The organism is Allobosea sp. 10N428 (assembly GCF_056394545.1).
On sequence record NZ_JBFTIC010000001.1, the window covers coordinates 867,584 to 892,848 of the forward strand.

Sequence of the window (25,265 nt, forward strand, 5' to 3'; positions counted from 1 at the left end):
AGGCGTCATGCCGGCGGATGCGGAATCGCGGTGAGCAATTCCTTCGTATACTCCGCCGTGGGCGCACCGAGGACAGCCTCGGCCGTGCCCTGCTCGACGATCTGCCCGCTGCGCATCACGATCACCCGGTCGCAGAGCAAGCGCACGACGTTGAGGTCGTGCGAGACGAAGATATAGCTCATGCCGAGCCGCTGCTTGAGCTCCTCGAGCAGGTTGAGCACGACGGCCTGGACGGAGACGTCGAGAGCGGCTGTCGGCTCGTCGAGGATGACGAGATCGGGGTCGAGCGCGATTGCCCGCGCGATGCCGACGCGCGCTTTCTGGCCGCCCGAGAGCTGATGCGGGAAGCGGTCGATCAGCTCCACCGGCAGGCCGACGAGCTGCGCCAGCTCCTCGCAGCGGGCCCTGAGCGCGGCGCGGCCCCGGACGCTCCCCATGCGCAGGATTGGGTCGACGATAGCCCGCTCGGCCGTAAAGCGCGGATTGAGGCTGTCGGTCGGATCCTGGAACACCATCTGGATGCGCCGCCGGAAGGGCGATGCGGCGAACTGTTTCGCCGGAATCGCGCCGATATCCTGCCCATCGAAGATGATGCGACCGGACGTCGGATCGAGCAGCCGGTTGACCATCATCGAGGTCGTCGACTTGCCGCAGCCGGATTCGCCGACGAGGCCCAGCGTCTCGCCGCGGCGCACCTCGAACCCGATCCCGTCGACGGCTCGGAAGGCCGGCTGGTCCGGCTCCGCCTTGCCCATGAGCTTGGCGAGGAACGAGCCCTTGGCCGGGCGAGGATATTCCTTGACGAGATTCTCGACGACGAGAAGCGGCGTTGCGCCGGCGGAGCTTGGTGGTGGGCGCGCGCCGGAGCGCGCGGCCGGCTGGGTGGAAGCCGCCCGCTTCGCCTGGTCCTCCGGCAAAAGATCGCGCAGGCTCATTCCGATGCGCGGCGTCGCCTTCATCAGCCTGCGCGTATAGGGATGCTGCGGATTGCGGAAGATGTCGGCGGCGCTCGCGGTCTCGACGACGCGGCCCTTCTCCATCACGACGACCTTGTCGCAATAGGCGGCGGCGAGGCCGAGATCATGTGTGATCAGGATGGTCGACATGCCGCGCTCGCGCGTCAGCTCGACGATGAGGTCCATCACCGCCTTCTGCGTGGTCACATCGAGGCCGGTCGTCGGCTCGTCCGCGATCAGCAGCTGCGGCTGGCAGGCCAGCGCCAAAGCGATGACCACGCGCTGACACATGCCGCCGGAAAGCTCGAACGGATAGGCGTCATAGCGTTCGGCCGGCCGCGCGATCCTGACCTTCTCCAGCGCCTCGATCGCCTTCTCCCGCGCGGTCGCGCGCGTCGCCTGGACATGCTGGACGAGCACGTCTTCGATCTGCTTGCCGACCTTGCGGATCGGATTCAGCGCGGCGCGCGGATTCTGGAAGATCATCGAGATCTCGCGGCCGCGCAGGTCGCGCATCTGGGCCTCGGTCGCGGAGACCAGATCGACGCCGGAGAAGGCGATCGAACCTTCCGCAACCCGGCCGGCCCGGTCGAGGATGCGGACTACCGCGTAGGACGTCACGGACTTTCCGGAGCCGGATTCGCCGACGATCGCGACCGTCTCGCCCTTGCCGACGCTGATGTCGATTGCCTTCACGGCCTGCACCGTGCCACGGCGGGTCGCGAATTCGACGGTGAGGTTCCTGACATCGAGGAGGGGTGGAGCACTCATAGAGCGCTCCCCTTGTCATTCCGGGGCTCGCATGGCGAGAACCCGGAACCCACGACCGGGTGAACGATAGCGGTTGAACAGGCAGTGCCCCTGCCCGTGGGTTCCGGGTTCGCTGCTGCGCAGCGCCCCGGAATGACAGCTCGGTTCGCCATCTCAATTCCTCCGCTGGGGATCGACGAGGTCGCGCACGCCGTCGCCGAGCAGGTTGAAGCAGAACACCGCGGTCATCAGCGCAAGGCCCGGAAAGAAGGCGACCCACCACTCGCCCGAGACGATGAAGCTCGCGCCTTCAGCAACCATGATGCCCCATTCCGGGGTCGGCGGCCGGACGCCGAGGCCGATGAAGGACAAGCCCGCCGCGTTCAGGATGGCGTAGCCCATGGTCAGCGACATCTGCACGGCCATGATCGGCATGATGTTGGGCACAATCTGGGTCAGCAGCAGCCGCCATTCCGAATTGCCCGAGAGCCTCGCCGCCTGCACGAAGCCGGCCTCGCGGCGGATATTCGCCTCGGCGCGGGCTACGCGTGCGTAGAGCGGGAAATTGATGATGGCGGTGGCGATGACGATGTTGGTCACGCTGTTGCCGAGCGCCGCGACGATGCCCATCGCCAGCACGAAGAGCGGAAAGGCCATGATCGTGTCGGCGACGCGCCCGACCAGCGTGTCGACCCAGCCGCCGAAGAAGCCGGCCATGACGCCGGCAAGCCCGCCGAGCAGGAAGACCAGTGCGACCGAGGCAACGGCGATCGAGAAATCGAGCCGCGTCGCCGCGACCACGCGGCTGAAGATGTCGCGGCCGAGCTGGTCGGTTCCGAACCAATGCGCCGCGCTCGGCCCCTGCAGGGCCGCATTCGTGTTCGAGGCCAGCGGATCATAGGGCACGAGCCAAGGGCCGAAGATCGCCGCCAGCAGGATCAGCGCGAACAGCCCGAAGGCGAAGCCGGTCACGGGGTTTTCCGCGACGATATGCCGGGCATGGGCCAGCAGGGATGTCGAGGGCGGAGCCTCGAAACGCAGCTGGGCGGGCTCGATCTTGCTCAACTCGTTCATGACTCAGCCCTCCAGCCGGACACGGGGGTCGATGACGCCGTAGAGGATGTCGATCATGAGGTTCAGCGCGACGTAGAGGATCGCCATGGTCAGCACGAAGCCCTGGATCGGCGCATAGTCGGAGGCCAGCAGCGCCTCCACCGCATAGGAGCCGACGCCCGGCCAGGCGAAGACCTTCTCGACCAGCACATTGGCGCCGAGAAGGAAGGAGAAGACCATGCCCAGCGTGGTGACCACCGGCAGCATGGCGTTACGGAAGGCGTAGGTGCCGATGACCTTGCGGCTCGACAGGCCGCTGGCGCGCGCCGTACGCACGAAATCGGCGCCGAGCACGGCCAGCATCGAGGCGCGTGTCATGCGCGTGATCGGCGCCAGCGAGAAGATCGCGAGCGTCAGCGCCGGCAGCAGCAATTGCGCGAGCGCGGCCCGGAAGATCTCGAGATCGCGCGCGATCAGGCTGTCGACCAGCAGGAAGCCGGTGACGCGGGGCGGCTCCGAGAAGAAGACATCGAGCCGCCCGAGCGGAGCCGGCGCCCAACCGAGGATGAAATAGAAGACGTAGACCAGCAGCAGTCCGGTGAAGAACACCGGCAGCGAGACGCCGGCTGTCGCGACGATCCGGCAGAGATGGTCGATCCAGGAGCCTTGCCGCACGGCCGCCAGCACGCCGAGCGGCAGCGCGATCGCCATCGAGATCAGCAGGCCGATCAGCGTGAGCTCGGCCGAAGCCGGCAGGCGCTGCGCCAGATCGGCCGTGACCGGCTGTCCCGTCGTCAGCGAAGTGCCGAGATCGCCTTTAACCAGCGCTGTCACATAGGACGCGAACTGGACCGGCAGCGGCTGATCGAGCCCAAGCTTGCCGCGGATATCGGCGATGGCCTCCTTCGAGGCGGCGGGGCCCGCAAAATAGGCGGCAGTGTCGCCAGGCAACACGCGCGTCAGCAGAAAAGTCACGATGATGACGCCGATCACCGAAGGGATCGTCGTCTTCAAACGGGCGGCGATCATGCCGAGCATGTACAGTTCCCCCGAGATTGCTTGCGTCATTCTCGGGCGGAACGCAGCGCAGACCCGAGAATCGCTTGATCGAGATGCTCGGGCCGAGCCCGAGGATGACGAGCAGGCGCATGGCACCTGCTCGTCAAAAACGCCCCTCACCCCTTAGTGAAGTAGCGGAAGTCCGGCTCGCGGCAGGGCTGGAACTGGTAGCCGCCGATCGACTTCTGCATCGCGACGTCGTGGGTCGGCTGAGAGATCGGGATCATCGGCACTTCGCGCTCGACCAGTTTGACGAAGTCGACCACGAACTTCTGGTACGCGGCTGTGTCCGTGGTGAAGCGGGCAGCATCGATCAGCTTGTCGAGCTCCGGGTTCTGGTAATTGGCGATATTGAAGATCGAATTGTTGCCGTGCATCGTCCAGAACAGATAGTAATCGGGATAATCGAGCCAGCCGGCGAAGCGGTTCAGCGTCATCGGATTGGTTTTCTTGGCGATCTCGGTGCGGAAATTCGCGCCGGGAATCTTGGCGATCTCAACCTCGATGCCGATCGCGCCCAGCGCTTCCTTGATGAGCACGGACATCGGCTCGGCCACGGTCGCGTTTCCGGCGTCGAACTGCAGCGTGGTCGAGAAGCCGCCACCGGCGGACGCGACGAGCGCCTTCGCCTTCTCGACATTGGTCTTGTAGGCGAAGGGCGTCGGCCAGGCCGGCGGCGGAGTCTCAGGTCCCCCGGACATGTCGACGCCGCGACCAAAGAGCGAGGCCTGCAGCATCTTGTCGTAGGGCAGCACCCATGCGACGGCCTGGCGCAGGCGGGCATCCTTGAACGGCCCGACCTGGCTGTTGAGATAGAGGCCCCAGACACCGTTGGGAATGGGAACGCCGACGACGTTGATCTTGCCGCCGTCGAGCAAATCCTTGAAATCCTTAGGGGGCAGACCGTAGGAGACGTCGGCGTCACCGCGCTCAATGAGCGCGCGGCGCGTCGAAGGCGAGGCGATGTCGCGCGCGATGATGCGCTTGAGCTGCGGCAGCTTCCCGCTAGCCCAGGCGTCATTGCGCACATAGATCGTCTCGACGCCGGGCTTCCAGCTCTCGACTTTGAAGGCGCCGGAGCCCGCTACATTGTTCTTCAGCCATTCCTTCGCGAGCGGATCGCCGCCGCTGTTCTTGATCGCCAGTTCGGAGTCGAAGACGAAGGGGATCGTGACCGCCAGATTCGGCATGGTCAGCTTGTCCTTGCGCAGGAAATCAATTCGGAAAGTCTTGTCGTCGACGGCAACGAACTGCTCCGGCTTCTCCAGCGAGCCGGCGTTCATCTGTGTGGTGGCGAAGCCGCCGATGATAACGGCGCGGTCCAGCGACCACTTCACATCCCTGGCCGTGACGGGGCGGCCGGAATGGAACTTGGCATCGCGCAGTTTGAAGGTGCAGCTCATGCCGTCGGAGGCGACCTGCCAGCTTTCCGCAAGCTCGCCTTCGAGCTCACCCATCGAAACTTGGTTGCCGCCACCGCCGGGGATCGGCACGGGTTTGAAGCRCAGCAGACGGTCATAGCAGTTGAGCGCCACGCCGTTCACAGGTTGCGAGGCGCCGATGCCCTGCATGTCCAGGCTGTTCGGCCCATATTCCTGCACCAGCAGCAAGGTTTCGGCGCGGCTTGGTGATTGCGCGCTGGCGCGCCCCGACATCAGGAATGGCGCGGACAGGCCTCCGGCAATGGCGGCGCGACGCGTGATGGCCATGGTGCTCTCCCGAGATAGCCGACGCCGCTCTGCGCCGGACGCTTCCGTTCGGGAGGGGCAATGCAGTTACCGTGCCGGGCTTGAAGCGCTCCCGTGCCGGGGATGGGCACTGATTGCGCAGGGCAAACGCGCAGTCATGCATACAATTTGAGATCCCTCGCTCAATAATTCACCAATTTATACGCTGCCAGTAATTTCACCACGGCACATGGCCAGATGTGGTCTATCGCGAGCGCTCGCCCCGCATGACCAGCAGGGGCGCAGAAGCGCTGCTATCGATACTTCACTGATTTACGCGGCAGATCGGCTGCCAGCGCAGCAAACGTGGCTGTCCCGGCAGTCCGTCCAAGCACCTGGATTCATGTCGGCGCAGGCAGCTGGCGGGCGAGCCGTGGCGGCGGACGAGCATCGATGGCCCGCTCTCGATTCCGCATCGGCCGTCGATCGGGCCCGGCGTCAATTTGGTTGGCGATGGCGCGAAGACGATCTCCACCCGCGCACGTCGCAATGCAGAACCTACGAAGCCCGCCTCGGCCATAGACTAAAGGATGACAACGACGCTGTTCAGACAGAGGCGTAGATATTTCATCATGACGGCAATCGGGCGCTCAGATCCGATCTAATCCATTAAATCGGGAGGATAACGATGCACCTGACCCGTCGCGGGTTTACGACCGTTCTCGCCGGTACCATTGCCGCCCCGGCCGTCATACGGACTGCCTACGCCCAAGGCGCCACCGTCAAACTCGGCATGGTCGTGCCGATGACCGGCGCCGCCGCCGAATCCGGCTCCTTCGCCCAGACCGGCGCCAAGATCGCGCTCGAACAGGTCAACAAGGCCGGCGGCGTGCTCGGCAAGCCGCTCGAACTGATCTTCGAGGACGACCAGACCACCAATCCCGGCGCGGTCCTCGCCTTCTCCAAGCTCGCCAGCCAGCCCGACATCGTCGCCTTCATCGGCTCGATCCGCTCCACGCAGATGCATGCGATGGCGCCCGATATGCTGAAGATCGGCAAGCCCGTCGGCTTCGGCGGCACGGACCCGAACCTGACCAAGCTCGGCAATCCCTGGCTCTTCCGCTTCCGCCCGAACGATTCCTATTCCGGCAAGGTCATCGCGCAGTTCGGCGTCAAGGAGCTCGGCAAGAAGAAATGGGCGATCGTCCATTCGACCGACGCCTTCGGCACGGCCGGCGGTAAGGCGCTTGCCGATGCCCTGCCCGACAACGGCGCGACGCTCGCGCTCGACCAGGGCTATGCCAACCAGAGCCAGGATTTCACGCCGGTCGTTCTGGCCGTGCGCCAGTCCGGCGCAGACATCCTCGGCACCTACTTCACCTTCGAGACCGATCTCGGCATCTTCGCCCGTCAATTGCGTCAGCTCGGCGTCACCATCCCTTGGGTCGGCTCGCCCTCGATCGTCAACATCTCGGCGCTCAAGCTCGCCGGCCCGGCGCTGTACAACACCTATGGCGTGGCGGACTATGCCGAGGACTCGAGCGATGCCTCCAAGGCCTTCGGCAAGGCCTATCGCGATGTCCGCAAGGTCGCGCCCGACAACCAGTCGTCCTGGACCTACGACGCCGTGACCTGCCTCGCCATGGCGATGAACAAGGCGGGCTCGACCGAGCCCAACAAGGTGCGCGAGGCCATGCTGGCGATCCGCGGCCATAACGGCGCCGAAGGCCAATACAACTTCGACAAGAACGGTGACGGCCTGCACGGCTACAACATCGTCAAGAACGACAAGGGCGACATCAAGTTCGACAAACGGCTCGACTTCACGCCGAAGCTCGGCTGATTCCCGCCGAGGCGCGCCGGCTTCTCTGCGAAGCGGGGATCCGGCAGCCGCGCGGGGCTCGACAACGAACCTCGCACGGCGAAAGGCGCACGGCGCACGGCGCATCTCGTACCACGCCTTTTGGGGCGGGCGGCCTCGCGCCGTTCGTCGCGAAGGACCGATCGGCTCCACGCAAGCGCGGTAGACAGATGGATCTCGTTCTTCAGCTTCTTTTCACCGGGATCGGCATCGGCTCGGTCTATGCGCTGGTCGCGCTCGGCTTCGTCCTGATCTTCCGGGCCACCAATGTCGTGAATTTCGCCCAAGGCGAGTTCTCGATGGTGGCCGCCTTCCTGATGGTGGTCTTCTCGGTCAAGATCGGCCTGCCCTACTGGATGGCTTTCATCATCGCTCTGGTCTGCATGGCGGGGCTCGGCGCGGTCTTCAATCTCGCGGTCTATTATCCGCTGCGCCACCGCACCTACCTGCCGGTCATCATCTCGACGATCGGCGCCTCGATCTTCATGGCCAACACCACGCTCGCGATCCACGGACCGGAGCCGGAGGTGCTCTCCGGCTGGTTCGACACGCCCGGCTTCATGCTCGGCCCGGTCTATCTCGACAACCAATACGTCCTGATCATCGTCGTGACCGCGCTGCTGGTCGCGCTGCAATACTGGTTCTTCGAGCACACCCTGCTCGGCAAGAAGTTGCAGGCGACCTCGCAGGACAAGGAGACGGCCTCGCTGCTCGGCATTCCCGTCGCAGTGATGATCATGATCACCTTCGTCTATTCGGCGGTGATCGGCGGGATTGCGGGCATCCTCGTCGCGCCGGTCCTCTTCGTCTCGATCGGCATGGGCGCGACCATCGCGCTCAAGGCCTTCGCAGCCACCATCATCGGCGGCTTCGGCGACGTGACGGGCGCGATCATCGGCGGCCTCGCGCTCGGCGTCATCGAGACTTTCGGCGCCGCCTATATCTCCGTGCCCTACAAGGACGGCTTCGCCTTCCTGGTGCTGATCGCCTTCCTGATCTTCCGGCCGCAAGGCATCTTCGGCGAGCGCGTGGCGGAAAAAGCATGAGCACGACCGAAACCACCGCCGCCACAGACGACATCCGGCCGCGTCTGCGCTGGGGCGTCCCGGCCTATATCCTGCTCGTCCTCGCGGCGATGACGCTCGCCATCATCGTCCCCAAGACCGGCTATGTCCTCAACATCTCGATGCAGGCGACGACCTATGCCATCGCCGTGCTCGGGCTGACGATAGTGCTGGGGCTCTGCGGCCAGATCAATCTGGCGCAGGCTGCCTTCTTCGGGCTCGGCGCCTATGCGGTCGGCCTCGGCCAGACCGATTACGGCCTGAATTTCTGGGTCTGCCTGCTGGTCGGCACCGGCCTTGCCGCCGGCTTCGGCGCGCTGCTCGGCGCCTCGACGCTCCGGCTCGGCGGCCATTACCTCGCCATGGTGACGATCTCCTTCCAGCAGATCGTCACCCTCGTCCTGATCAACTGGATTCCCGTCACCAAGGGTCCCGACGGCGTCCGCGCCATCCCGCGGCCACCGCTATTCACGGACGGCTCGACCTATCTCGCGCTCTGCATCGCGCTGCTGGGCATACTCGGCTATCTGGTCTGGCGCCTGCGCGACACCAAGCTCGGCCGCGCCATGCGGGCGGTGCGCGACAACGAACTCGCCGCCGGCGTCGCCGGCATCGACGTCTACCGCACCAAGGTCACGGCCTTCGCCCTCTCCGCCATCCTCGGCGGCATCGGCGGCGGTCTTTTCGCCGGCGGCTTCGCCTATGTCAGCCCGGACCAGTTCTCCTTCGCGGAGTCGGTGGTGTTCCTGACCATGGTGCTGCTTGGCGGCGTCGCCTCGCCGGTCGGCGCCGTCATCGGCACGGGCCTGCTGATCCTGATCCCGGAATGGCTGCGCTTCCTCAAGAGCATCCCCGGCCTCTATCTCGCGATCTATGGCGCGGCGGTGATCCTGATCGTGCTGTTCATGCCGGACGGCATCTGGGGCTTCCTGCGCGGCCAGCTCGACCGCTTCAAGCGGGCCGCGCTGCCCGGCCGGACGGCCGCGACGCTGCAACTGTCGGGCGGCGGTGAAGGCACCGAGACCGTGATGGAGGTGCGCGGGCTCTCCAAGCATTTCGGCGGCCTCAAGGCGGTCGACGAGGTCGATCTCACCATCAAGCGCGGCGGCGTGCATGCCCTGATCGGCCCGAACGGCTCCGGCAAGACCACGACGCTGAACGTCCTCTCCGGCCTCTACCGGGCAACGGCCGGAACCATCAAGCTCAACGGGCAGGATGTCACCGACCTGCCGCCGCATGCCCGCACCAGGGCCGGGCTCGGCCGCACCTTCCAGAACATCCGGCTCTGGCGCTCGATGACGGCGCTGGAGAACGTCATGGTCGGTGCCGAGCGCCCAGGAAGCCCGATCGGCAACGACCCCGCCGCGCTGCTGGCGCGTGCGCGGGCGGCGCTCGCCTTCGTCGATCTGGAGGACCGGGCCGACGAGGTCGTGGCGAATTTTTCCTACGGCCATCAGCGTGCGGTCGAGATCGCCCGCGCGCTGGCGGGCGACCCGGTCCTGCTTCTGCTCGACGAGCCCGGCGCGGGGCTCAACTCCTCGGAGAAGGTCGATCTGCGCAATCTGCTCAAGCGCATCTCGGCCCGCGGCCTCACCATCCTCATCATCGACCACGACATGACCCTGGTGAGCGAGGTCGCGCAGCACATTACCGTGCTGAACTTCGGCCGCCGCATCGCCGACGGCTATTCCGCCGACGTGCTGAAGCATCCCGACGTGATCGCGGCCTATCTGGGAACGGCACCCGATGTCCCTGCTTGAACTGAAATCCCTCGTCGTTCGCTACGGCGAGGTCGAAGCCGTCGACGGCATCTCGCTCGTCGTCGAGGCCGGCGAGGTCGTCACCCTGCTCGGCTCGAACGGGGCCGGCAAATCCACCACGCTGCGCGCCATCTCCGGCCTCGCGAAGCCGGCCTCGGGCGACATCCTCTTCGAAGGCCAGTCGATCGTCGGCCTTAGGCCAGAGGCGATCGTGCGCCGCGGCATCGCCCATGTGCCGGAAGGCCGGCGCGTCTTTCCGGGGTTGAGCGTGCGCGAGAACATCATGCTCGGCGCCTCGAACCGGCCCGGCTTGAAGACCGCCGCGATCAGGCGCGAGGCGGACGAGATGTTCGACCTCTTCCCCGACATCCGCCGCTTCGCCAATGCGCTGGGCTGGACGCTCTCGGGCGGCCAGCAGCAGATGGTGGCGGTCGCGCGCGGCCTGATGGCGAAACCGCGCATCCTGCTGCTCGACGAGCCGTCGCTAGGATTGGCGCCGGTCATCGTCCAGGCAGTCTTCGCGATCATCGCCGAGATCCGTCGGCGCGGCACGACGGTGCTGCTGGTCGAGCAGAACGCCCGCATGGGCCTGTCGGTGGCCGATCGCGGCTATGTGCTGGAAACCGGCAAGCTTGTACTCTCGGGCACGCCGGAACAGCTCTGGTCGAACGAGGAAATCCGCGCTGCCTATCTCGGCGGACGCACCGCCGCAGCCTGACCGCCGGAGCGCTTTTCGAAAGGAAACGCAATGACGACTGCCAAGAACACGATTTGCCTCTGGTACGACAAGGACGCCGAGGCCGCGGCACGCTTCTACGCCCAGACCTTTCCCGACAGCGCCGTCGACGCGGTCTTCCGTGCGCCCACCGATTTTCCTTCCGGCAAGGCCGGCGATGTGCTGACGGTCACCTTCACGGTTCTCGGCATACCCTGCCTCGGCCTCAATGGCGGCCCCACCTTCAAGCACAGCGAGGCCTTCTCGTTCCAGGTCGCCACCGACGACCAGCAGGAGACCGACCGCTACTGGAACGCCATCGTCGGCAATGGCGGCGAGGAGAGCGCCTGCGGCTGGTGCAGGGACAAATGGGGCATCTCCTGGCAGATCACGCCGCGCGTGCTGACCGACGCGCTGGTTATCGGCGGCGAGGAGGCCAAGCGCGCCTTTGCCGCGATGATGACCATGCGGAAAATCGATGTCGCCGCGATCGAGGCGGCACGACGCGGCTGATCGCCCCGGCCGACTTGCAGCCGTGACCTGAACGCCGGCTCAGGCCGCCACGGCAGCCTCGTGTCGCGAGACATGCGCGACGGCAGCGCGCAGATCGTCCAGCGTCGCATCCGCTCCCACGCAGCGCTCTGCGAGATGGCGGCGGAAGAGGCGTGCGCCGGGGCGGGCCGGAAACAGTCCGACGAGGTGGCGGGTGAAGGCGTGCAACCTCCCGCCCCGCTCGAGACGCGCGGCGATATGCGGCTCCAGCGCTTCCAGCATGGCGAAGGCATCCGGCACGGGCGCATCCGAACCGAAGAGCAGCGGATCGACCTGCAGCAGGATCTCCGGGTTCTGATACGCCTCGCGGCCGATCATCACGCCGTCGAGCTTCTCCAGATGCCGTGGCCATTCGGACGGCGCCTTGATGCCGCCGTTGATGGCGATCGGCAGATCGGGGTTGGCCGCTTTCAGGCGATAGGCGCGTTCATAATCGAGCGGCGGGATCTCGCGGTTCTCCTTGGGCGAGAGGCCCTGCAGCCAGGCCTTGCGGGCATGGACGATCAGCGCATCGACGCCCGCGGCGTGGACAGAAGCAGTGAGAGCGTCGAGCGCCACTTCCGGGTCCTGATCATCGACGCCGATGCGGCATTTCACGGTCACGGGAATGGACACCGCGGACTTCATCGCCGCGACGCAATCGCCGACCAGCGCCGGCTCGCGCATCAGGCAGGCGCCGAAGGCCCCGCCCTGGACGCGGTCGGAAGGGCAGCCGCAATTCAGATTGATCTCGTCATAGCCGAAATCGGCGCCGATCTTCGCCGCTTCGGCCAGGAGCTTTGGATCGTTGCCGCCGAGTTGCAGCGCGACCGGGTGTTCCCCGGCATCGAAGCCGATCAGGCGCTGGCGGTCGCCGCGGATCACCGCCTGCGCCGTCACCATCTCGGTGTACAGCAGCGCACGGCGCGACATCAGGCGGTGGATGATCCGGCAGGCGGAATCGGTCCAGTCCATCATCGGCGCCACGGAGAAGCGCATGTTCGGGAGCGGCAAGTTCATGGCCGCTCCCCTAACGCATCCGGCGCGATTTTGCACGCCGGGTCGTCGCCTCACTTCTTGGCGCGGGCGACGATCTGCGTCGGGTTGACGAAGCGCAGAGCGATGATCAGCCAGATCAGCGTCGTGATCATGTAGATCACGGCCATGGCGTCGATCGACTGCACCGCGCGCACGCCGGCAGCGAAGACCGCATAGTAGAGCGCGACGACGAGCGTCTGGCTGGTCGGGCCGGCCGTCAGGAAGGTCAGCTCGAACATCGCCAGCGTCCGCACCAGCACCAGCAGCAATGCAGCGAGGATGCCGGGCATCAGCAGCGGCAGCAGCACATGCACGAAGAGCTTGAAGGTGTTGGCGCCGAAGACGCGCGCCGCCGACTCGATCTTGGTGTCGATCTGCTCGATGAACGGGATCATCACCAGGATGACGAAGGGCACGGTCGGCACGAGGTTCGCCAGCACCACGCCCGACATCTGGCCGGCAAAGCCGGTCTGGTAGAGCACGGTCGCGAGCGGAATGCCGAAGGTGATCGGCGGCACCAGCAGCGGCAGCAGGAAGAGCAGCATCACCAGCTTCTTGCCCGGGAAATCCCGCCGCGCCAGCGCATAGGCCGCGGGCACACCGATCAGCCCTGAGAGCGCCACCACCAGGAAGACGATCTGGAAGGTGACCAGCAGCACGTCGTGGAGCTGGAACTCGGCCCAGGCTGCCGAGTACCAGCGCGTCGTCCAACCGGCCGGCAGCCAGGTGCCGAGCCAGCGCGTCGCGAAGGAGGACGTCACCACCGTCGCGATCATCGCGAAGAGGTTGACGATGAAGAAGCCGATTAGCGTCCAGTTGGCGGCCGCCCAGAGCTTCGTCGAGAGACGTGTATCCTTGACCATCGGCTCAGCCCTTTCCGCCGCCAGCAGGGCCGCGATAGAGCAGGCCGCGCGCCGCCAGCACCACGACGACGATGGCAAGCTGAACCATGCCCATGATCATCGCGACGGCGGACGCCATCGAGTAATCGTATTCCTCGAAGGCCGCCTGATAGGCCGCGATCGAGATCACGCGGGTCGGCCCGGCCGGCGCGCCGAGCAGCACCGCCGAGGGGAAGACCGAGAAGGCCTGCACGAAGCTCAGGCAGAAGGTGATGGCGAGACCCGGCAGCAGCAGCGGCAGGAGAATGTGCTTGAAGCGCTCCCAGGGGCCGGCGCCGAGCGTCGCGCCCGCCTGCTCAAGCGCCGGATCGATGCCGGAGAGGTAGGAGAGCGTCAGCAGGAAGGTGAAGGGGAAGCCGGTGATGACCAGCGACAGCATCACGCCCCAGTAGTTGTGAAGCAGCTTCACAGGGGTCGAGATGAGGCCGAGCGTCATCAGCGTGCGGTTGAACCAGCCTTGCGGGCCGAGATAGTTTAGCAGGCCTTGAGCGACAAGCACGGTGCCGAGCGTGATCGGGATGACCAGGATGGTCGTCAGCAGGCGCTGATTCCGCATCAGCCGGACGCGGAAGGCGACCGGGATCGCGAGCAGGAGCGTCGCGACCGTCACCGGCAGGGCGAGCCACAGCGTGGTTCCGATCGTCCCATAGAGGAAGGAATCGGAGAAGAAGCGCTGGTAGTTGGCGAAGACGCCGCCGGCCTTCGGCTCGAAAGAGAGGACGAGCCCGTAGAGGAACGGGTAGATGAACAGCGCCAGCAGGAACAGGATCGCCGGCACGACGAGCAGGGTCAGCCCGTCGAAGCCACGCGCGGCCAGCCTCTGCTTCAGCGGGATGGAGGAGAGGTCCGTGCTCACGCCGCCCCTCCGTAGACGAGGACGCGTTCGGGATCGGCGGTCAGCGTCACCGCCTCGCCCGGAGACAGCTTGTCGCGGGCCAGGAAGGAGAGGTCGGTACCGTCAGCCATGCGGGCGAAGCCGACGAACTCGCGGCCGCGGAACTCGGTCGAGACCACCTTGGCCTTGAGGCCGGGCTGGCCGGATGCCACGGGATGCAGATCCTCCGGGCGGATGGCCAGAGTGCCGTCGGCACCGGCCGAGACCGCAGCGCGGGCGCGGCCCGAAAGCTGCGCATCGCCGACGGCCACGGTCGCCCTGCCCTCGCCTGCCGAGACGACCTTGCCCTTCACCTTGTTGCGGAAGCCCATGAACTCGGCGACGTCGAGATGGTCCGGCCGCAGGAAGAGGTCTTCCGGCGTGCCGACCTGGCGAACCTGCCCGTCACGCAGCACGACGATGCGGTCGGCCAGCGAAAGCGCCTCCTCCTGATCGTGGGTAACGTAGATCGTGGTGGCGCCGAGCGTATTGTGGATGCGGCGGATCTCGGCACGCATCTCGAGGCGCAGCTTGGCGTCGAGGTTCGAGAGCGGCTCGTCCATCAGCACGAGCGGCGGCTCGACGACGATGGCGCGCGCGATGGCGACGCGCTGCTGCTGCCCGCCCGAAAGCTGGCCGGGCAGCTTCTCGGTCTGGCCCTGCAAATGCACCAGCGCCGCGGCTTCCGCCACGCGCTTGTCGATCTCGGCGCGCGGCATGCCGCGCATCTTGAGGCCGAAGCCGATGTTCTTGTTCACCGTCATGTGCGGGAACAGGGCGTAGTTCTGGAAAACCATGCCGAAGCCGCGCTCTTCCGGCCGCAGCGGGTCGATGCGCTTGTCGTCGAGCCAGATGCCGCCGCCCGTCGCGGGCAGCAGGCCGGCAATCAGGTTCAGGGTCGTAGACTTGCCGCAGCCGGAAGGCCCGAGCAAAGCGATGAACTCGCCCTTGCCGATCGTCAGCGAGACGTCCTTGAGCGCGTTGTGGGTGCCGAAGTCACGGCTCAGGCGGTCGAGCTTGAGCTCGCGGAACGAAGCTGCGTTGATGGTCATGGCTTCCGGATGATCTGAGAGCGGGGTCAAAACGCACGGCGGCGGACTTCGGGCTACTGCCGAAGCCCGCCACCGTGACCGGTCTTACTTCTTCTTGGCGCCGCCGACCTGCTCGTCCCAGATGCGGAAGGCGACGACCATCTTCTCCGGATCGAGCGGCGTTTCCATCGGGTTGTCGGCGATCAGCTTCTCGTATTCGGGGCGGCCGAACTCGGCGATGGCCTTCTGGCTGGAAGCCGGCGCCATCGAGAGCGGCACGTCCTTCACGGCCGGACCCGGATAGAAATAGCCTTCGTCATAGGTGAAGGCCTGCTGCGCGGGCGTCAGCATGTGACGGACCAGATCGAGCAGAACGGCGAGCTTCTCGTCGGAAACGCCCTTGGGGATCATCATGTACTGGGCGTCGGTGACCCAGTGGAAACCCTTGAGCGCCTGGATCTTGGCTTCCTTCGGCACGATGCCGAGCACGCGCGGGTTGATGTCCCAGCCCGTCGTGCTGACGATGATGTCGCGCGAGCCGTCGCCGAGTTCCTTCATCGTCGCGCCGGTGCCGCCCGGATAGTACTCGATGTTCTCGCCGAGCTCCTTCAGATAGGCCCAGGTCTTGTCCCAGCCCTTCTCCGGATCCTTCGGGTCCTTGTCGCCGAGGATGTAGGGCAGGCCCATGATCCAGGTGCGGCCGGGGCCCGAATTGGCCGGGCGGGCATAGAGGAAGCGGTTCTTGTTCTGCTTCGTCCAGGCCAGCAGTTCCTCGGCCGTGGTCGGCACGTTCTTGACCTTGTCCGGCATGTACTCGAGCAGCGGGCCGGAGGGGTAATAGACCATCGCCATGGCCTGGCCCTGCCCGAGATTGTGCATGGCGAGCGCCGGCTTCAGGAGCACGTCGTCGGGCTTCGGCAATTCGGAAGCGAAGCGCGGGAACAGCTCGATCCAGAGCTTCTGGTCGATGCCGGCGGAGAGCACGTCGAGACCGCCGATGACGAAGTCGATGTCGGAACGGCCGGCGTTCTGCTGGGCCTTCAGCTTAGCCGGCAGCTCGGGCGCCGGAGCCTTGGTGAAGACCATCCGCGAGACGGCCTTGGGGTTTGCCTTGGCGTAATTCTCAAGCGGCGTCTGAACCAGCGCCAAGGCGCCGCCGACGTCGATGATGCTGATCGTGAGCGGCGATGCCGGCAGCTTGAGCTGCTGCGCGAAGACGCCCGGCGCCTGCATTGCTGCGCCGAGACCCGCGACGCCACCAATGAAATGGCGCCGATTGATGCTGTCCTGAGCCATGTTTTCTCCTCCAGATGCGGATGCCCGCTTCTTCAGCTTTTTTATGTTCCGACGGTCCGGCCGCCGCATCCGGAGCCCGCCTTGCGACCCGGGAACCTGCCAAGTTGACGCAGCCCCCGGTTGATCGGTATCCTAGTATACTAGTCATCAAGAGCTTGGCAATGGCCCACCCTGCAGCCCGTCATAGCACGGATCAGATCTACAGCGTGCTACGCACGGACATCATCAGCGGCGCGCTGAAGCCCCGCGAATCGATGTCCGAGGCGCGGATGGCGCTGCGCTTCGGCGTCAGCCGCACCCCGGTGCGGGAAGCGTTCAAGCGGCTTGTCGACGAGGGCTTCCTGGTCGCGGTGCCGCAGGTCGGCACCTTCGTCGCGCCGATCGACCTCGCCGCCGTCCATGACAGCCAGTTCGTCCGCGAGACGCTGGAATGCCGCACCGTGGTGCTCGCCGCCCAGTGCATCGGCGACGCCGACCGCCGCCGGCTCGAAGCGCAGATCGAAGAGCAGGCGGAGGCCGTGCGGCGACAGGACCGGTCCGAGATTTTCCGCCTCGACGAGGTGTTCCACGCCGAAATCTCGCGCATCGCCGGCCACCGGGCCGTCTGGAGCATGATCGAGGGCGTGAAGGCCCAGATGGACCGGGTGCGCTGCCTCTCCCTCGAAACCCCGTCCTGGTCCGAGGTGATCCTGCACGAGCACAGGATCATCGCCGCCTGCGTCATGAAACATGACGCAAAAGGCGCGGAGGCCGCGATGCGCGCGCATCTGCGCACCGTCTTCGCGACGATCGACACGATCGCGAAGGACCATGCGGACGCATTCGACGATTCACGCCTCGAGCACGATGCCTCCTGAGGCCCATCCGCCCCGATAAAGCGATTTTTCTCGAAGGATTACCGACAATGGAACAATGCTGGCGCTGGTTCGGGCCGGACGATGTCGTGACTCTGGCTCAGGCCAGGCAGGCCGGGGCGACCGGCATCGTGAACTCGCTGCACCAGATCCCCTACGGCGTGGTCTGGAGCGTCGAGGAGATCGAGAAGCGCCAGGCGATCATCCGCTCGGACAAAAGCTTCGGCCTGGAATGGAAGGTGGTCGAAAGCCTGCCCATCCATGAGAGCGTCAAGATCGGCGAAGGCGACCTTGAAACCGTCTTCGAGAACTACCGGCAGTCGATGCGCAACCTCGCGGCCTGCGGACTCGAGGTGATCTGCTACAACTTCATGCCGGTGCTGGACTGGACCCGCACCGAACTCGCCCACAAGCTGCCCGGCGGTGGCACGGCACTGCGCTTCAACCTGCATGAATATGTCGCGCTCGATCATTTCATGCTGAAGCGCAAGGGCGCCGAGGAGGGGCATTCGGCCGAGGTGATGGACAAGGCCAAGGCCTGGTTCGACAAGTCCTCGCAAGCCGATCGCGACCGGCTGCTCTCCAGCGTCATGGCCGGCCTTCCCGGCGCCTTCGACCGCTACGACCTGCCCGGCCTCGCCCGCATCCTCGATCGCTATGCCGGCATGACCCATGACAAGCTGCGGGCCAATCTGAAGCGTTTCCTCGAGGCGATCATCCCGACCGCCGAGGAAGTCGGCATCCGCATGTGCATCCACCCGGACGACCCGCCGCGCTCGCTCTTCGGCCTGCCGCGGATCTGCTCGACCGAGGACGACGTCGCCTACATCCTCGGCTCGGTCGATTCCCCGTCGAACGGTCTCACACTGTGTTCCGGCTCGCTCGGTGCCAATCCGAAGAATGACGTGCCCCGCATCGCGCGACGCTTCGCCGACAAAATCTGGTTCGCGCATCTGCGCAATGTCGCCAAGGACCCGGACGGCTCCTTCATGGAAGCCGAGCATCTCGGCGGCGATACCGACATGGTGGCGCTGATCGACGTGCTGATGGCCGAGGAGCAGCGCCGCCGTGCCGCCGGCATCCCGCATTGGCGCATCCCGATGCGCCCTGACCACGGCCACGAGTTGCTGGACGATGTCGGCAAGGGCAGTTTTCCGGGCTACCCGGCGGTCGGGCGCCTGCGTGGCCTCGCGGAGCTGCGCGGCGTAATGACCACGCTGGCGCAGCTCAAGGGTTACGCTGCATGAGATGCAAAAGGCGGGCTCATGCCCGCATTTGCAATAGCTCAAGATAGTCCAAAGCCGTCATTCTCGGGCGAAGCGTAGCGGAGACCCGAGAAACGCTTTCAGGACAAAAAACCCCTTTTGGCCGGAAATGCTCGGGTCAAGCCCGAGCATGACGCGGTATCGGCGCCTCAGTGATCGTGGGAATGGCCCTTGTGGCCATCGGCGGCGCCATGGCCGCGACCATGATCGTGATCACCGTGGCCGTGATGGTCGTGATCATGGCCGCAACCCTCGCCGTGAGCGTGATGGTGCTCATGTGCGTGATCGTGGCCATGGTGCTCGTGATGATGCCCATGGCCGTGGTCATGCCCGTGATGGGCATGCCCGTGATCGTGATGATCGTGCCCGCAGCCGCAGTCATCGCCGTGGGCGTGATGGTGGGCCTCCTGCTCCGGCTGGAACGCGCGCTCGACATCCRTCATCGAACAGCCCTGGCCGCGAACCAGCTCGGCCAAAGCGGGATGACTGGGGATATAGAGCGCGTCGGGCGTCATTTCCGCCGGGACATGATGGCCGCCGAGATGCCAGGCGAGGCGCACCAGCCGCAGCGGGTTCTCGGCACGGACTTCCAGAAGGCTTTCAGGAGCGGCCTTGACCTGCACGAGGCGGCCATCCTCCAGCTTCAGCGCATCGCCGTCGTTCAGCGTCGCCGGCTTGTCGAGATCGATCGCGAATTCGAGCCCGCCTGCAGCCGTCACTGTGACGCCGTTGCTGTTGCGGTCCTGATATCCAAGGCTGAGCGTATCGACGACGCGCTCGGCGCGAACAGCGGCTTTGCGAAGGACGGAAGTGGCGCGAAGCATATGCGGCGATCCCATGGCTGGGGCTGGAGCGCGAGGCTTCAAGCCCGGACCGGAGCTTAGTAGCACAAACCGAGGGGCGCGCTACCAAGCTCGCGGGATCGTGGGAGGTCAGCGCGGCAGCGCCTTGACCTCGGCGTCGAACTTCTTGAGCAGGCGCGAGCGCTCGGCCGGCGAGCCCCAACGCGGCGTGTCGTAGTCGATCAGCTTCATCTCGGCGAATTTCGGCGCGTCCGGCGAGAGCAGCGCGTTCTTGTTCGACGGGATCGAGTTGATCTTCAGCTTCGCATTGATGTTCTGCGCATCGGGCGAGAGCGTGAAATCGACGAATTTGCGCGCGGCTTCAGGGTTCTTGCCGCCCTTGATGATCGAGACCGAGCCGGTCTCGTAGCCGGTGCCCTCGCAGGGGGCGACGGTCTCGATCGGCGCGCCCTGGAGCTTCTGCGTCAGCATGTCATGGATGAAGGCGATGCCGACCGCCGTCTCGCCGAGCGCGGCCGCCTTCACCGGTGCGATACCGGATTTGGTGTATTGGCTGATGTTCTTGTGGAGGTCCTTGAGGAATTCGAAGCCCTTCTCCTCGCCGAGGCGCTGCACCGTCGTCGCCAGGAAGACATAGGCCGTGCCCGACGAGCTGGGATCAGCGATCTGGACCTCGTCGCGCAGCTTGGGATCGAGCAGATCGGCCCAGCATTTAGGGGCGGCGATGCCCTTCTTCTTGAGCACCTCGGTGTTGTAGCCGATGCCGAGCGCGCCGAGATAAATGCCATTGGTGCGGAACTTCGACTGCTCGGCATGGCGCTGCGCCCAGTCATGCAGCTCCGGCAACTTCGGCGACTTGTACTCGTCCAGAAACCCTTCGTCGGCCGCCTGCAGATGCGGCTCGCCCGGCCCGCCCCACCAGACATCGCCGCGCGGATTGCTCGCCTCGGCCTTGACCTGGGCATAGACCTCGCCAGTGCTCTTTCTGATCATCGAGACCTTGATCCCGGTCGCCTTCTCGAACATCGCCGCGCCTTCGCGGCACTGTTCTTCGAGGATCGAGCAATAGACCGTGACCTGCCCCTGGGCGAAGGCCGGCTGGGCAGCGGCCGCAAGCACAAGGCCGGCAAGCAGCGCGCCGGCAGTCGCGAAACGCGAAGCGAACATCATTTTCCTCCATCAGATTCGTTTGCCGACGAAGAAATCGGCCGACCAATGGGGAGTCAAGGACCAAGCGGAGCCATCGAATGCGACTGCGCCCGCTAGGCTTTCCGCTCGGGATTGGCCAGAGGAAGCGCGTCTGCTTCCTGTTCTGCCACATCGGCCGGCACGGCCCGCTTCTTCTTGGCGGCCGGTTTCTTGCGGCGCTTCGGCTTGGCCTTCGGCAACTGCGTATCCTGCAATATCTCGAGCTGGACCTGCTGGATCTCGGCGAGGCGCTGCCATTGCCGCGTAATCAGATGGTCCATCTTCTCATGCAAATGCCGGATTTCGAGCTCGGCCTTCAGATTGACCTGATAGTCGTTGAGCGAGCGCAGCCGGTCCTTCGTTTCCTGCCGCTTCTGGCTCATCATGATGATCGGCGCCTGCACTGCCGCAATGCAGGACAGGACGAGATTGAGCAGGATGAAGGGATAGGGGTCAAAGGCCTTGCCCTCCCCGATCGCGGCGTTGATCGCCATCCAGACGACAAGCACGATGCCAAAGCTGATCAGGAAGGCCCAGGAACCGCCAAAGCTCGCGAGATTGTCGGAGAGGCGTTCGCCCAGCGTGCGATGCTCCTCGAAATCGTCCTCGACGTTCTCGGCGATGGTCTCCTGTCGGGCGATGCTCTCGGCCACCTCCCGATCGAGGTCGGAATATTCGCCGTGCTCCTCGCGCAGGATCTCCTCGACATAGCGCGTCCGATAACGCGCCAGCTCCTTCAGGCTGATCAGCGCGTGGTCGGGCAGATCCGGAAAGTCGGCGCGGATGTGATCGACGAGCGCGGGGCGCAGCGTGCCGATCTCGATGAGGTTCCTACGGGCCATATCCTGGCCGCTGATGGCGCAGATGCCACGCTTCTTGCCGAGCGGACTGTGGGACGTCGGCGGCTCGATCACGGGGACCGGCGGCACAGCTGGAATTTCGCTCTCCAGATTTGTCATGCGTGCATCATGCCTCTTCCCCGTCGCGGCGCTCGGCGCCGCGTCCGGTCATTTTCCTGCGAGCAGCTTCGCCGCCCGGAAATGCCCGAAGGAACCGACTCCTCCGGGCTCCGCTCAGCCGATACCAGACTCAGGCCTTCAGCTTTTCGTCGTCTTCGGCATCTTCCGCCGAATCGTCGTCCTCGTCATCCTCGTCTTCATCATCGTTCTCGGCCGCCTCTTCCTCGTCCTCTTCTTCGTCCTCTTCTCCGGCGTCGAGGTCGAGATATTCGTAACCGAAGACGATCTCGCCGGTTTCGGGATCGAAAGCGCTGACCGAAGAATCCTCGAAGGCTTCGATCAGCAATTCGGCATCATCGGGCCCATCGACCTCGAAGCGACGCACCACCTCCTCGCCGTCTGCCCTGAGGACAAGTTCGATCGACCAGCCCCGCCCGGTGGTGTCGTAGATGCATTTCAGACCCTGGATCGCCAGCATGATGCTCTCTCCTGAGATTGATCCGATGCGCGGCTGCGCATCGGCCAGATGCCCGAGCTGCGTGACGGACATGCGACGCCCCGGAGAACGCCGACAGGAGAACGGAAGCCGGGCCGAAGGCGCCCACCGGCAATCGGGCTATCGCGACGCCTCAGCCAGGAAACGCTCGACCTCGTCGCGGCGGGGCGCGCCGCTGCGGCCGCCGAAGCGGGTGCACTTGATGGCCGCCGCGGCGGAGGCGAATCGGATCGCGTCAGCTTCCGCCTGCCCCTCTGCGAGCGCCAGGGCGAAGGCGCCGTGCCAGACATCGCCCGCGCCCAGCGTATCGACGGTCTCGACGGGAAAAGCCGGGCTGTGGCGAACCTCGCCCTGCTCGACATGGAGCACGCCTTCCTTGCCGAGCGTCACAGCCAGCCAGGTCGGGACATCCGCCGCCACCTTCGCGAGCCCGGCTCGCGGATCCTCCTCGCCAGAGAGCTCGCGCAATGCCTGCTGGCTGAAGGCGACATGGCTCGCCGTCCCGACGAGCTCCGGATGAGGCGGCCTGCGGTCGCCGTCGAGCACGCCGGGAACCCCGGCGGCGCGGGCGAGCTTCAGCGCCGCCAACGCCCCCTCGCCCCAGCGCGTGTCGGCGAGGACGGCGTCGGCGCCTTCCGGCAAGCGCGGAGGCAGCCAATCGGCGTCCTCCGGCATCGCCGGGTCGGAATGGGAGATCACCATGCGCTCGCCCTCGGCATCGACGAGGATGGCGGAGACCGGCGAGGTCAGGCCGACGACGCGCCTTGCAAAAGCGGCGTCGACGCCCTCCGCCTTCAGATCCGCGACGATCTGGTCGCCGGTCAGATCGTCGGCCAGGCGCGTCGCCAGCCAGCAGGCGCCGCCGAGCCGCGCGATGGCGACGGAGGCGTTGCCGGCGCAGCCGCCGCCGACTACGGCGAGCCCGCGCGAGCGGTATTTCTCGCCGCGGGTCGGCATGGCCTCGACGCTGTAGACGTAGTCGAGCGTGGCGATGCCGAGGCAGAAGACGCCGGCCAAGATCTCACCAGGCCCCGGTGTTCGGCATGCTGGCCCAGGGTTCGGCCAAAGGCTTCGGATCGCCCTTCTGCAGCAGCTCGATCGAGATGTTGTCGGGCGAGCGAATGAAGGCCATGTTGCCGTCGCGCGGCGGACGATTGATGGTTACGCCGGCCTTCATCAGCTTCTCGCAGGTCGCGTAGATATCGTCGACCTCATAGGCGAGATGGCCGAAATTGCGCCCGCCCGTATAGGTTTCCGGGTCCCAGTTATAGGTCAGCTCGAGCGTCGGGCGGCCGCGCGAGGCGCCGGCCTTGGCCTCGGCCAGATCGTCGGACGCGGCGAGGAAGACTAGCGTGAAGCGGCCCTTCTCGCTCTCGATGCGGCGGGTTTCGACCAGCCCGAACTTGTTGACGTAGAAATCGAGCGCCTGATCGAGATCGGTCACGCGGACCATGGTGTGGAGATATCGCATCGTCTTTCCTCGTTGAGCGGGAACAGGGTTGATCCTTTCTCTAATTCGGGCAAGACCTGCCGCGTTCCAAGGTACGCCAAGCAGGACGAGCCATGACGACAACGCAAGACGGCCCATTGATGGCGCCGCCTGAGCGCGCCACGCCCGCCCAGATCGCACAGATCAAGCAGCGCGCCGCGATCCTTTCGGTGATGGCGACCATCCTGCTCACGGCAGCGAAAATCGTCGGCGCCATCATTTCCGGTTCGCTCGCCCTGCTGACGGACGCGCTGCAGGGGCTGGTCGATGTCGGCTCGACGCTGTTCACCTGGTTCGCCGTGCGCGCCTCGGACAAGCCGGCCGACGACGAACACCATTACGGGCATGGCAAGGTCGAGGCGCTGGCGGCGCTGGTCGAGACCGCGATCCTGTTCACGCTTGCCGGCGCGATCCTGTGGGAGGCCGGCAGCAGGCTGTGGCACAACCTGATCGAGCACGTCGCGGTGACGCCGCTGGTCATCGGCGTGATGCTTCTCTCGATGACGGTCGACGCCATCCGCTGGCGCTCGCTCACCAAGGTCGCAAAGGAGACCGGCAGCGAGGCGCTCGCCGGCGAAGCCACGCATTTCTCGGCCGATTTCGTCGGCTCGGCGCTTGTTCTCGCCGGCCTCATCGGCATCTGGTACGGCTTCGAGCGCGCCGACACGGCCGCCGCCTTCGCCATCGCGGCCTACACCGCCTTCTCGGCCTTCCGGCTGGCCCGCCGCGTCCTCGACACGCTGATGGACACTGCGCCCGAAGGGGTCACCGAAAAGCTGCGCGAGGCCGCGCGGCGCGTGCCGGGCGTGGTCGGGATCAATTGGCTCAGGGTCCGGCCCGCCGGCGGGCGCGTCCATGGCGAGATCGGCATCAGCGTCTCGCGGACGCTGCCGCTTGACCGCGTCACCGCGATCAAGGCCGAGCTCGGCGGGGCCCTGCTGAAGGCCGAGCCCGATGCCGAGATCACCATCACGGCCGATCCAGTCCAGGTCGATGACGAAACGGCGCTGGAGCGCGTGCTCCTGATCGCTCTCAAGCTGAAGATCCCGGTGCACCATGTCACTGTCCACAGCATCGGCGGCAAACTCTCGGTCAGCCTGGACATGGAGGTCGATGCCGACTTGCCGCTCGGCGAGGCGCACGAGATCGCGACCCGGCTCGAAAACGCAATCCGGGCGGAATTCGGCGGCGAGACGGAGGTCGAGACCCATATCGAGCCGATGGAGACCGGCCAGCCTCATGGCCACAACGCTGCCTGGGAGACTGTCGAGGATATCGGCAAGGCGCTGGCAGGCGAGACTGCGAAGCTCGGCGGCCCTATCCACGACATCCACAGCGTGCGCGTGCGCCAGACAGCCAAGGGGCTGGTGGTCAATTATCACTGCCGCGTCGACCCCGCCCTGAACGTCGTGGCCGTGCATGACGCGGTCGATGCGATCGAGCGGGCGGTGCGGATCGCGCGTCCGCAAGTCTGCCGGCTGGTCAGCCATGCCGAGCCGGCGGTTTCGGCCGGTTCCTAGCCGTCATTCGCGGGCGAAGCGAAGCGCAGGCCCGAGAATCTCTTTCCCGAGGGACCTCCAAAACCTCCTTGTCACGAGATGCCCGGGTCAAGCCGGGCATGACGGCCTTGTTTCCCTCCCGAGCCGGCATGCTC

General features: G+C 65.7%; 23 protein-coding genes. 8 read left to right on the forward strand and 15 right to left on the reverse strand.

Annotation, left to right across the window (positions count from 1 at the left end; all coding sequences use genetic code 11):
• Window positions 1–5 precede the first annotated feature (5 nt).
• From AC1DDA_RS04045 to AC1DDA_RS04060, 4 genes are all read right to left on the reverse strand, one after another.
• Window positions 6–1,727, reverse strand: a complete 1,722-nt coding sequence (locus tag AC1DDA_RS04045) for a dipeptide ABC transporter ATP-binding protein (RefSeq protein WP_476794740.1) — start codon at window positions 1,725–1,727, stop codon at window positions 6–8.
• 153 nt (window positions 1,728–1,880) lie between these two features.
• Window positions 1,881–2,780 (reverse strand): ABC transporter permease, encoded by a 900-nt coding sequence (locus AC1DDA_RS04050; protein ID WP_476794741.1) that lies wholly within the window; start codon window positions 2,778–2,780, stop codon window positions 1,881–1,883.
• Window positions 2,781–2,783: 3 nt separating this feature from the next.
• Window positions 2,784–3,797: an ABC transporter permease gene (locus AC1DDA_RS04055; RefSeq protein ID WP_476794742.1), complete on the reverse strand. Its 1,014-nt coding sequence runs from the start codon at window positions 3,795–3,797 to the stop codon at window positions 2,784–2,786.
• Between the two features lie 137 nt (window positions 3,798–3,934).
• Window positions 3,935–5,527, reverse strand: a complete 1,593-nt coding sequence (locus AC1DDA_RS04060; RefSeq protein ID WP_476794743.1) for an ABC transporter substrate-binding protein — start codon at window positions 5,525–5,527, stop codon at window positions 3,935–3,937.
• A gap of 646 nt (window positions 5,528–6,173) precedes the next feature.
• On the opposite strand from AC1DDA_RS04060, the gene AC1DDA_RS04065 reads away from it, so the two are divergent.
• From AC1DDA_RS04065 to AC1DDA_RS04085, 5 genes are all read left to right on the forward strand, one after another.
• Window positions 6,174–7,328 (forward strand): ABC transporter substrate-binding protein, encoded by a 1,155-nt coding sequence (locus tag AC1DDA_RS04065; protein ID WP_476794744.1) that lies wholly within the window; start codon window positions 6,174–6,176, stop codon window positions 7,326–7,328.
• 188 nt (window positions 7,329–7,516) lie between these two features.
• The gene (locus AC1DDA_RS04070) at window positions 7,517–8,392 is read left to right on the forward strand and encodes a branched-chain amino acid ABC transporter permease (protein WP_476794745.1); all 876 of its coding nucleotides are present in this window, start codon (window positions 7,517–7,519) and stop codon (window positions 8,390–8,392) included.
• Window positions 8,389–10,170 (forward strand): branched-chain amino acid ABC transporter ATP-binding protein/permease, encoded by a 1,782-nt coding sequence (locus AC1DDA_RS04075; RefSeq protein ID WP_476794746.1) that lies wholly within the window; start codon window positions 8,389–8,391, stop codon window positions 10,168–10,170. Before AC1DDA_RS04070 ends, AC1DDA_RS04075 begins: the two co-directional genes overlap by 4 nt.
• Complete coding sequence (locus tag AC1DDA_RS04080; protein WP_441512275.1) at window positions 10,157–10,888, forward strand: ABC transporter ATP-binding protein; 732 nt, start codon at window positions 10,157–10,159, stop codon at window positions 10,886–10,888. The genes AC1DDA_RS04075 and AC1DDA_RS04080 overlap by 14 nt, the downstream gene beginning before the upstream one ends.
• Before the next feature lie 30 nt (window positions 10,889–10,918).
• Window positions 10,919–11,398 (forward strand): VOC family protein, encoded by a 480-nt coding sequence (locus tag AC1DDA_RS04085; RefSeq protein ID WP_476794747.1) that lies wholly within the window; start codon window positions 10,919–10,921, stop codon window positions 11,396–11,398.
• A gap of 39 nt (window positions 11,399–11,437) precedes the next feature.
• Here AC1DDA_RS04085 and dusA read toward each other — a convergent pair whose 3' ends face one another.
• From dusA to AC1DDA_RS04110, 5 genes are all read right to left on the reverse strand, one after another.
• The gene (dusA, locus tag AC1DDA_RS04090; protein WP_476794748.1) at window positions 11,438–12,436 is read right to left on the reverse strand and encodes a tRNA dihydrouridine(20/20a) synthase DusA; all 999 of its coding nucleotides are present in this window, start codon (window positions 12,434–12,436) and stop codon (window positions 11,438–11,440) included.
• Window positions 12,437–12,486: 50 nt separating this feature from the next.
• On the reverse strand, window positions 12,487–13,317 hold the full coding sequence (locus AC1DDA_RS04095; protein WP_149130289.1) for an ABC transporter permease: 831 nt from the start codon (window positions 13,315–13,317) through the stop codon (window positions 12,487–12,489).
• Window positions 13,318–13,321: 4 nt separating this feature from the next.
• Entirely contained in the window at window positions 13,322–14,212 is an 891-nt protein-coding gene (locus tag AC1DDA_RS04100; protein ID WP_476794749.1) for an ABC transporter permease, read from the reverse strand.
• Window positions 14,209–15,276 (reverse strand): ABC transporter ATP-binding protein, encoded by a 1,068-nt coding sequence (locus tag AC1DDA_RS04105; RefSeq protein WP_476795120.1) that lies wholly within the window; start codon window positions 15,274–15,276, stop codon window positions 14,209–14,211. The genes AC1DDA_RS04100 and AC1DDA_RS04105 overlap by 4 nt, the downstream gene beginning before the upstream one ends.
• Before the next feature lie 90 nt (window positions 15,277–15,366).
• Entirely contained in the window at window positions 15,367–16,557 is a 1,191-nt protein-coding gene (locus AC1DDA_RS04110) for an extracellular solute-binding protein (protein WP_441512270.1), read from the reverse strand.
• Between the two features lie 14 nt (window positions 16,558–16,571).
• On the opposite strand from AC1DDA_RS04110, the gene AC1DDA_RS04115 reads away from it, so the two are divergent.
• Together AC1DDA_RS04115 and uxuA are read left to right on the forward strand one after the other, a co-directional pair.
• On the forward strand, window positions 16,572–17,414 hold the full coding sequence (locus AC1DDA_RS04115; protein ID WP_441512269.1) for a GntR family transcriptional regulator: 843 nt from the start codon (window positions 16,572–16,574) through the stop codon (window positions 17,412–17,414).
• Between the two features lie 47 nt (window positions 17,415–17,461).
• Window positions 17,462–18,658, forward strand: coding sequence for a mannonate dehydratase (gene uxuA / locus AC1DDA_RS04120; protein ID WP_476794750.1), 1,197 nt, complete (start codon window positions 17,462–17,464; stop codon window positions 18,656–18,658).
• 167 nt (window positions 18,659–18,825) lie between these two features.
• Here the strand turns inward: uxuA and AC1DDA_RS04125 are convergent, their stop codons facing one another.
• The 6 genes from AC1DDA_RS04125 to AC1DDA_RS04150 form a co-directional block, all read right to left on the reverse strand.
• Window positions 18,826–19,515: an urease accessory protein UreE gene (locus AC1DDA_RS04125; protein ID WP_476794751.1), complete on the reverse strand. Its 690-nt coding sequence runs from the start codon at window positions 19,513–19,515 to the stop codon at window positions 18,826–18,828.
• Window positions 19,516–19,608: 93 nt separating this feature from the next.
• Entirely contained in the window at window positions 19,609–20,646 is a 1,038-nt protein-coding gene (locus tag AC1DDA_RS04130; protein ID WP_476794752.1) for an ABC transporter substrate-binding protein, read from the reverse strand.
• Between the two features lie 95 nt (window positions 20,647–20,741).
• Complete coding sequence (locus AC1DDA_RS04135; RefSeq protein ID WP_441512266.1) at window positions 20,742–21,626, reverse strand: DUF1003 domain-containing protein; 885 nt, start codon at window positions 21,624–21,626, stop codon at window positions 20,742–20,744.
• 130 nt (window positions 21,627–21,756) lie between these two features.
• Window positions 21,757–22,176 (reverse strand): hypothetical protein, encoded by a 420-nt coding sequence (locus AC1DDA_RS04140; protein WP_476794753.1) that lies wholly within the window; start codon window positions 22,174–22,176, stop codon window positions 21,757–21,759.
• 66 nt (window positions 22,177–22,242) lie between these two features.
• On the reverse strand, window positions 22,243–23,139 hold the full coding sequence (locus tag AC1DDA_RS04145) for a PfkB family carbohydrate kinase (RefSeq protein WP_476794754.1): 897 nt from the start codon (window positions 23,137–23,139) through the stop codon (window positions 22,243–22,245).
• Window positions 23,140–23,143: 4 nt separating this feature from the next.
• Complete coding sequence (locus tag AC1DDA_RS04150; RefSeq protein WP_476794755.1) at window positions 23,144–23,593, reverse strand: VOC family protein; 450 nt, start codon at window positions 23,591–23,593, stop codon at window positions 23,144–23,146.
• A gap of 92 nt (window positions 23,594–23,685) precedes the next feature.
• On the opposite strand from AC1DDA_RS04150, the gene AC1DDA_RS04155 reads away from it, so the two are divergent.
• Window positions 23,686–25,131, forward strand: coding sequence for a cation diffusion facilitator family transporter (locus AC1DDA_RS04155; protein WP_476794756.1), 1,446 nt, complete (start codon window positions 23,686–23,688; stop codon window positions 25,129–25,131).
• The last annotated feature ends 134 nt before the right edge of the window (window positions 25,132–25,265 follow it).

What these genes read in the sequence shown, in the direction of transcription:
- dusA (WP_476794748.1), bottom strand. Translation starts at nt 12,436, where the DNA reads ATGAACTTGCCGCTCCCGAACATGCGCTTCTCCGTGGCGCCGATGATG.
- AC1DDA_RS04055 (WP_476794742.1), bottom strand. Translation starts at nt 3,797, where the DNA reads ATGCTCGGCATGATCGCCGCCCGTTTGAAGACGACGATCCCTTCGGTG.
- AC1DDA_RS04150 (WP_476794755.1), bottom strand. Translation starts at nt 23,593, where the DNA reads ATGCGATATCTCCACACCATGGTCCGCGTGACCGATCTCGATCAGGCG.
- AC1DDA_RS04110 (WP_441512270.1), bottom strand. Translation starts at nt 16,557, where the DNA reads ATGGCTCAGGACAGCATCAATCGGCGCCATTTCATTGGTGGCGTCGCG.
- AC1DDA_RS04050 (WP_476794741.1), bottom strand. Translation starts at nt 2,780, where the DNA reads ATGAACGAGTTGAGCAAGATCGAGCCCGCCCAGCTGCGTTTCGAGGCT.
- AC1DDA_RS04130 (WP_476794752.1), bottom strand. Translation starts at nt 20,646, where the DNA reads ATGTTCGCTTCGCGTTTCGCGACTGCCGGCGCGCTGCTTGCCGGCCTT.
- AC1DDA_RS04085 (WP_476794747.1), top strand. Translation starts at nt 10,919, where the DNA reads ATGACGACTGCCAAGAACACGATTTGCCTCTGGTACGACAAGGACGCC.
- AC1DDA_RS04140 (WP_476794753.1), bottom strand. Translation starts at nt 22,176, where the DNA reads ATGTCCGTCACGCAGCTCGGGCATCTGGCCGATGCGCAGCCGCGCATC.
- AC1DDA_RS04070 (WP_476794745.1), top strand. Translation starts at nt 7,517, where the DNA reads ATGGATCTCGTTCTTCAGCTTCTTTTCACCGGGATCGGCATCGGCTCG.
- uxuA (WP_476794750.1), top strand. Translation starts at nt 17,462, where the DNA reads ATGGAACAATGCTGGCGCTGGTTCGGGCCGGACGATGTCGTGACTCTG.
- AC1DDA_RS04045 (WP_476794740.1), bottom strand. Translation starts at nt 1,727, where the DNA reads ATGAGTGCTCCACCCCTCCTCGATGTCAGGAACCTCACCGTCGAATTC.
- AC1DDA_RS04155 (WP_476794756.1), top strand. Translation starts at nt 23,686, where the DNA reads ATGACGACAACGCAAGACGGCCCATTGATGGCGCCGCCTGAGCGCGCC.
- AC1DDA_RS04075 (WP_476794746.1), top strand. Translation starts at nt 8,389, where the DNA reads ATGAGCACGACCGAAACCACCGCCGCCACAGACGACATCCGGCCGCGT.
- AC1DDA_RS04135 (WP_441512266.1), bottom strand. Translation starts at nt 21,626, where the DNA reads ATGACAAATCTGGAGAGCGAAATTCCAGCTGTGCCGCCGGTCCCCGTG.
- AC1DDA_RS04065 (WP_476794744.1), top strand. Translation starts at nt 6,174, where the DNA reads ATGCACCTGACCCGTCGCGGGTTTACGACCGTTCTCGCCGGTACCATT.
- AC1DDA_RS04115 (WP_441512269.1), top strand. Translation starts at nt 16,572, where the DNA reads ATGCGGATGCCCGCTTCTTCAGCTTTTTTATGTTCCGACGGTCCGGCC.
- AC1DDA_RS04080 (WP_441512275.1), top strand. Translation starts at nt 10,157, where the DNA reads ATGTCCCTGCTTGAACTGAAATCCCTCGTCGTTCGCTACGGCGAGGTC.
- AC1DDA_RS04095 (WP_149130289.1), bottom strand. Translation starts at nt 13,317, where the DNA reads ATGGTCAAGGATACACGTCTCTCGACGAAGCTCTGGGCGGCCGCCAAC.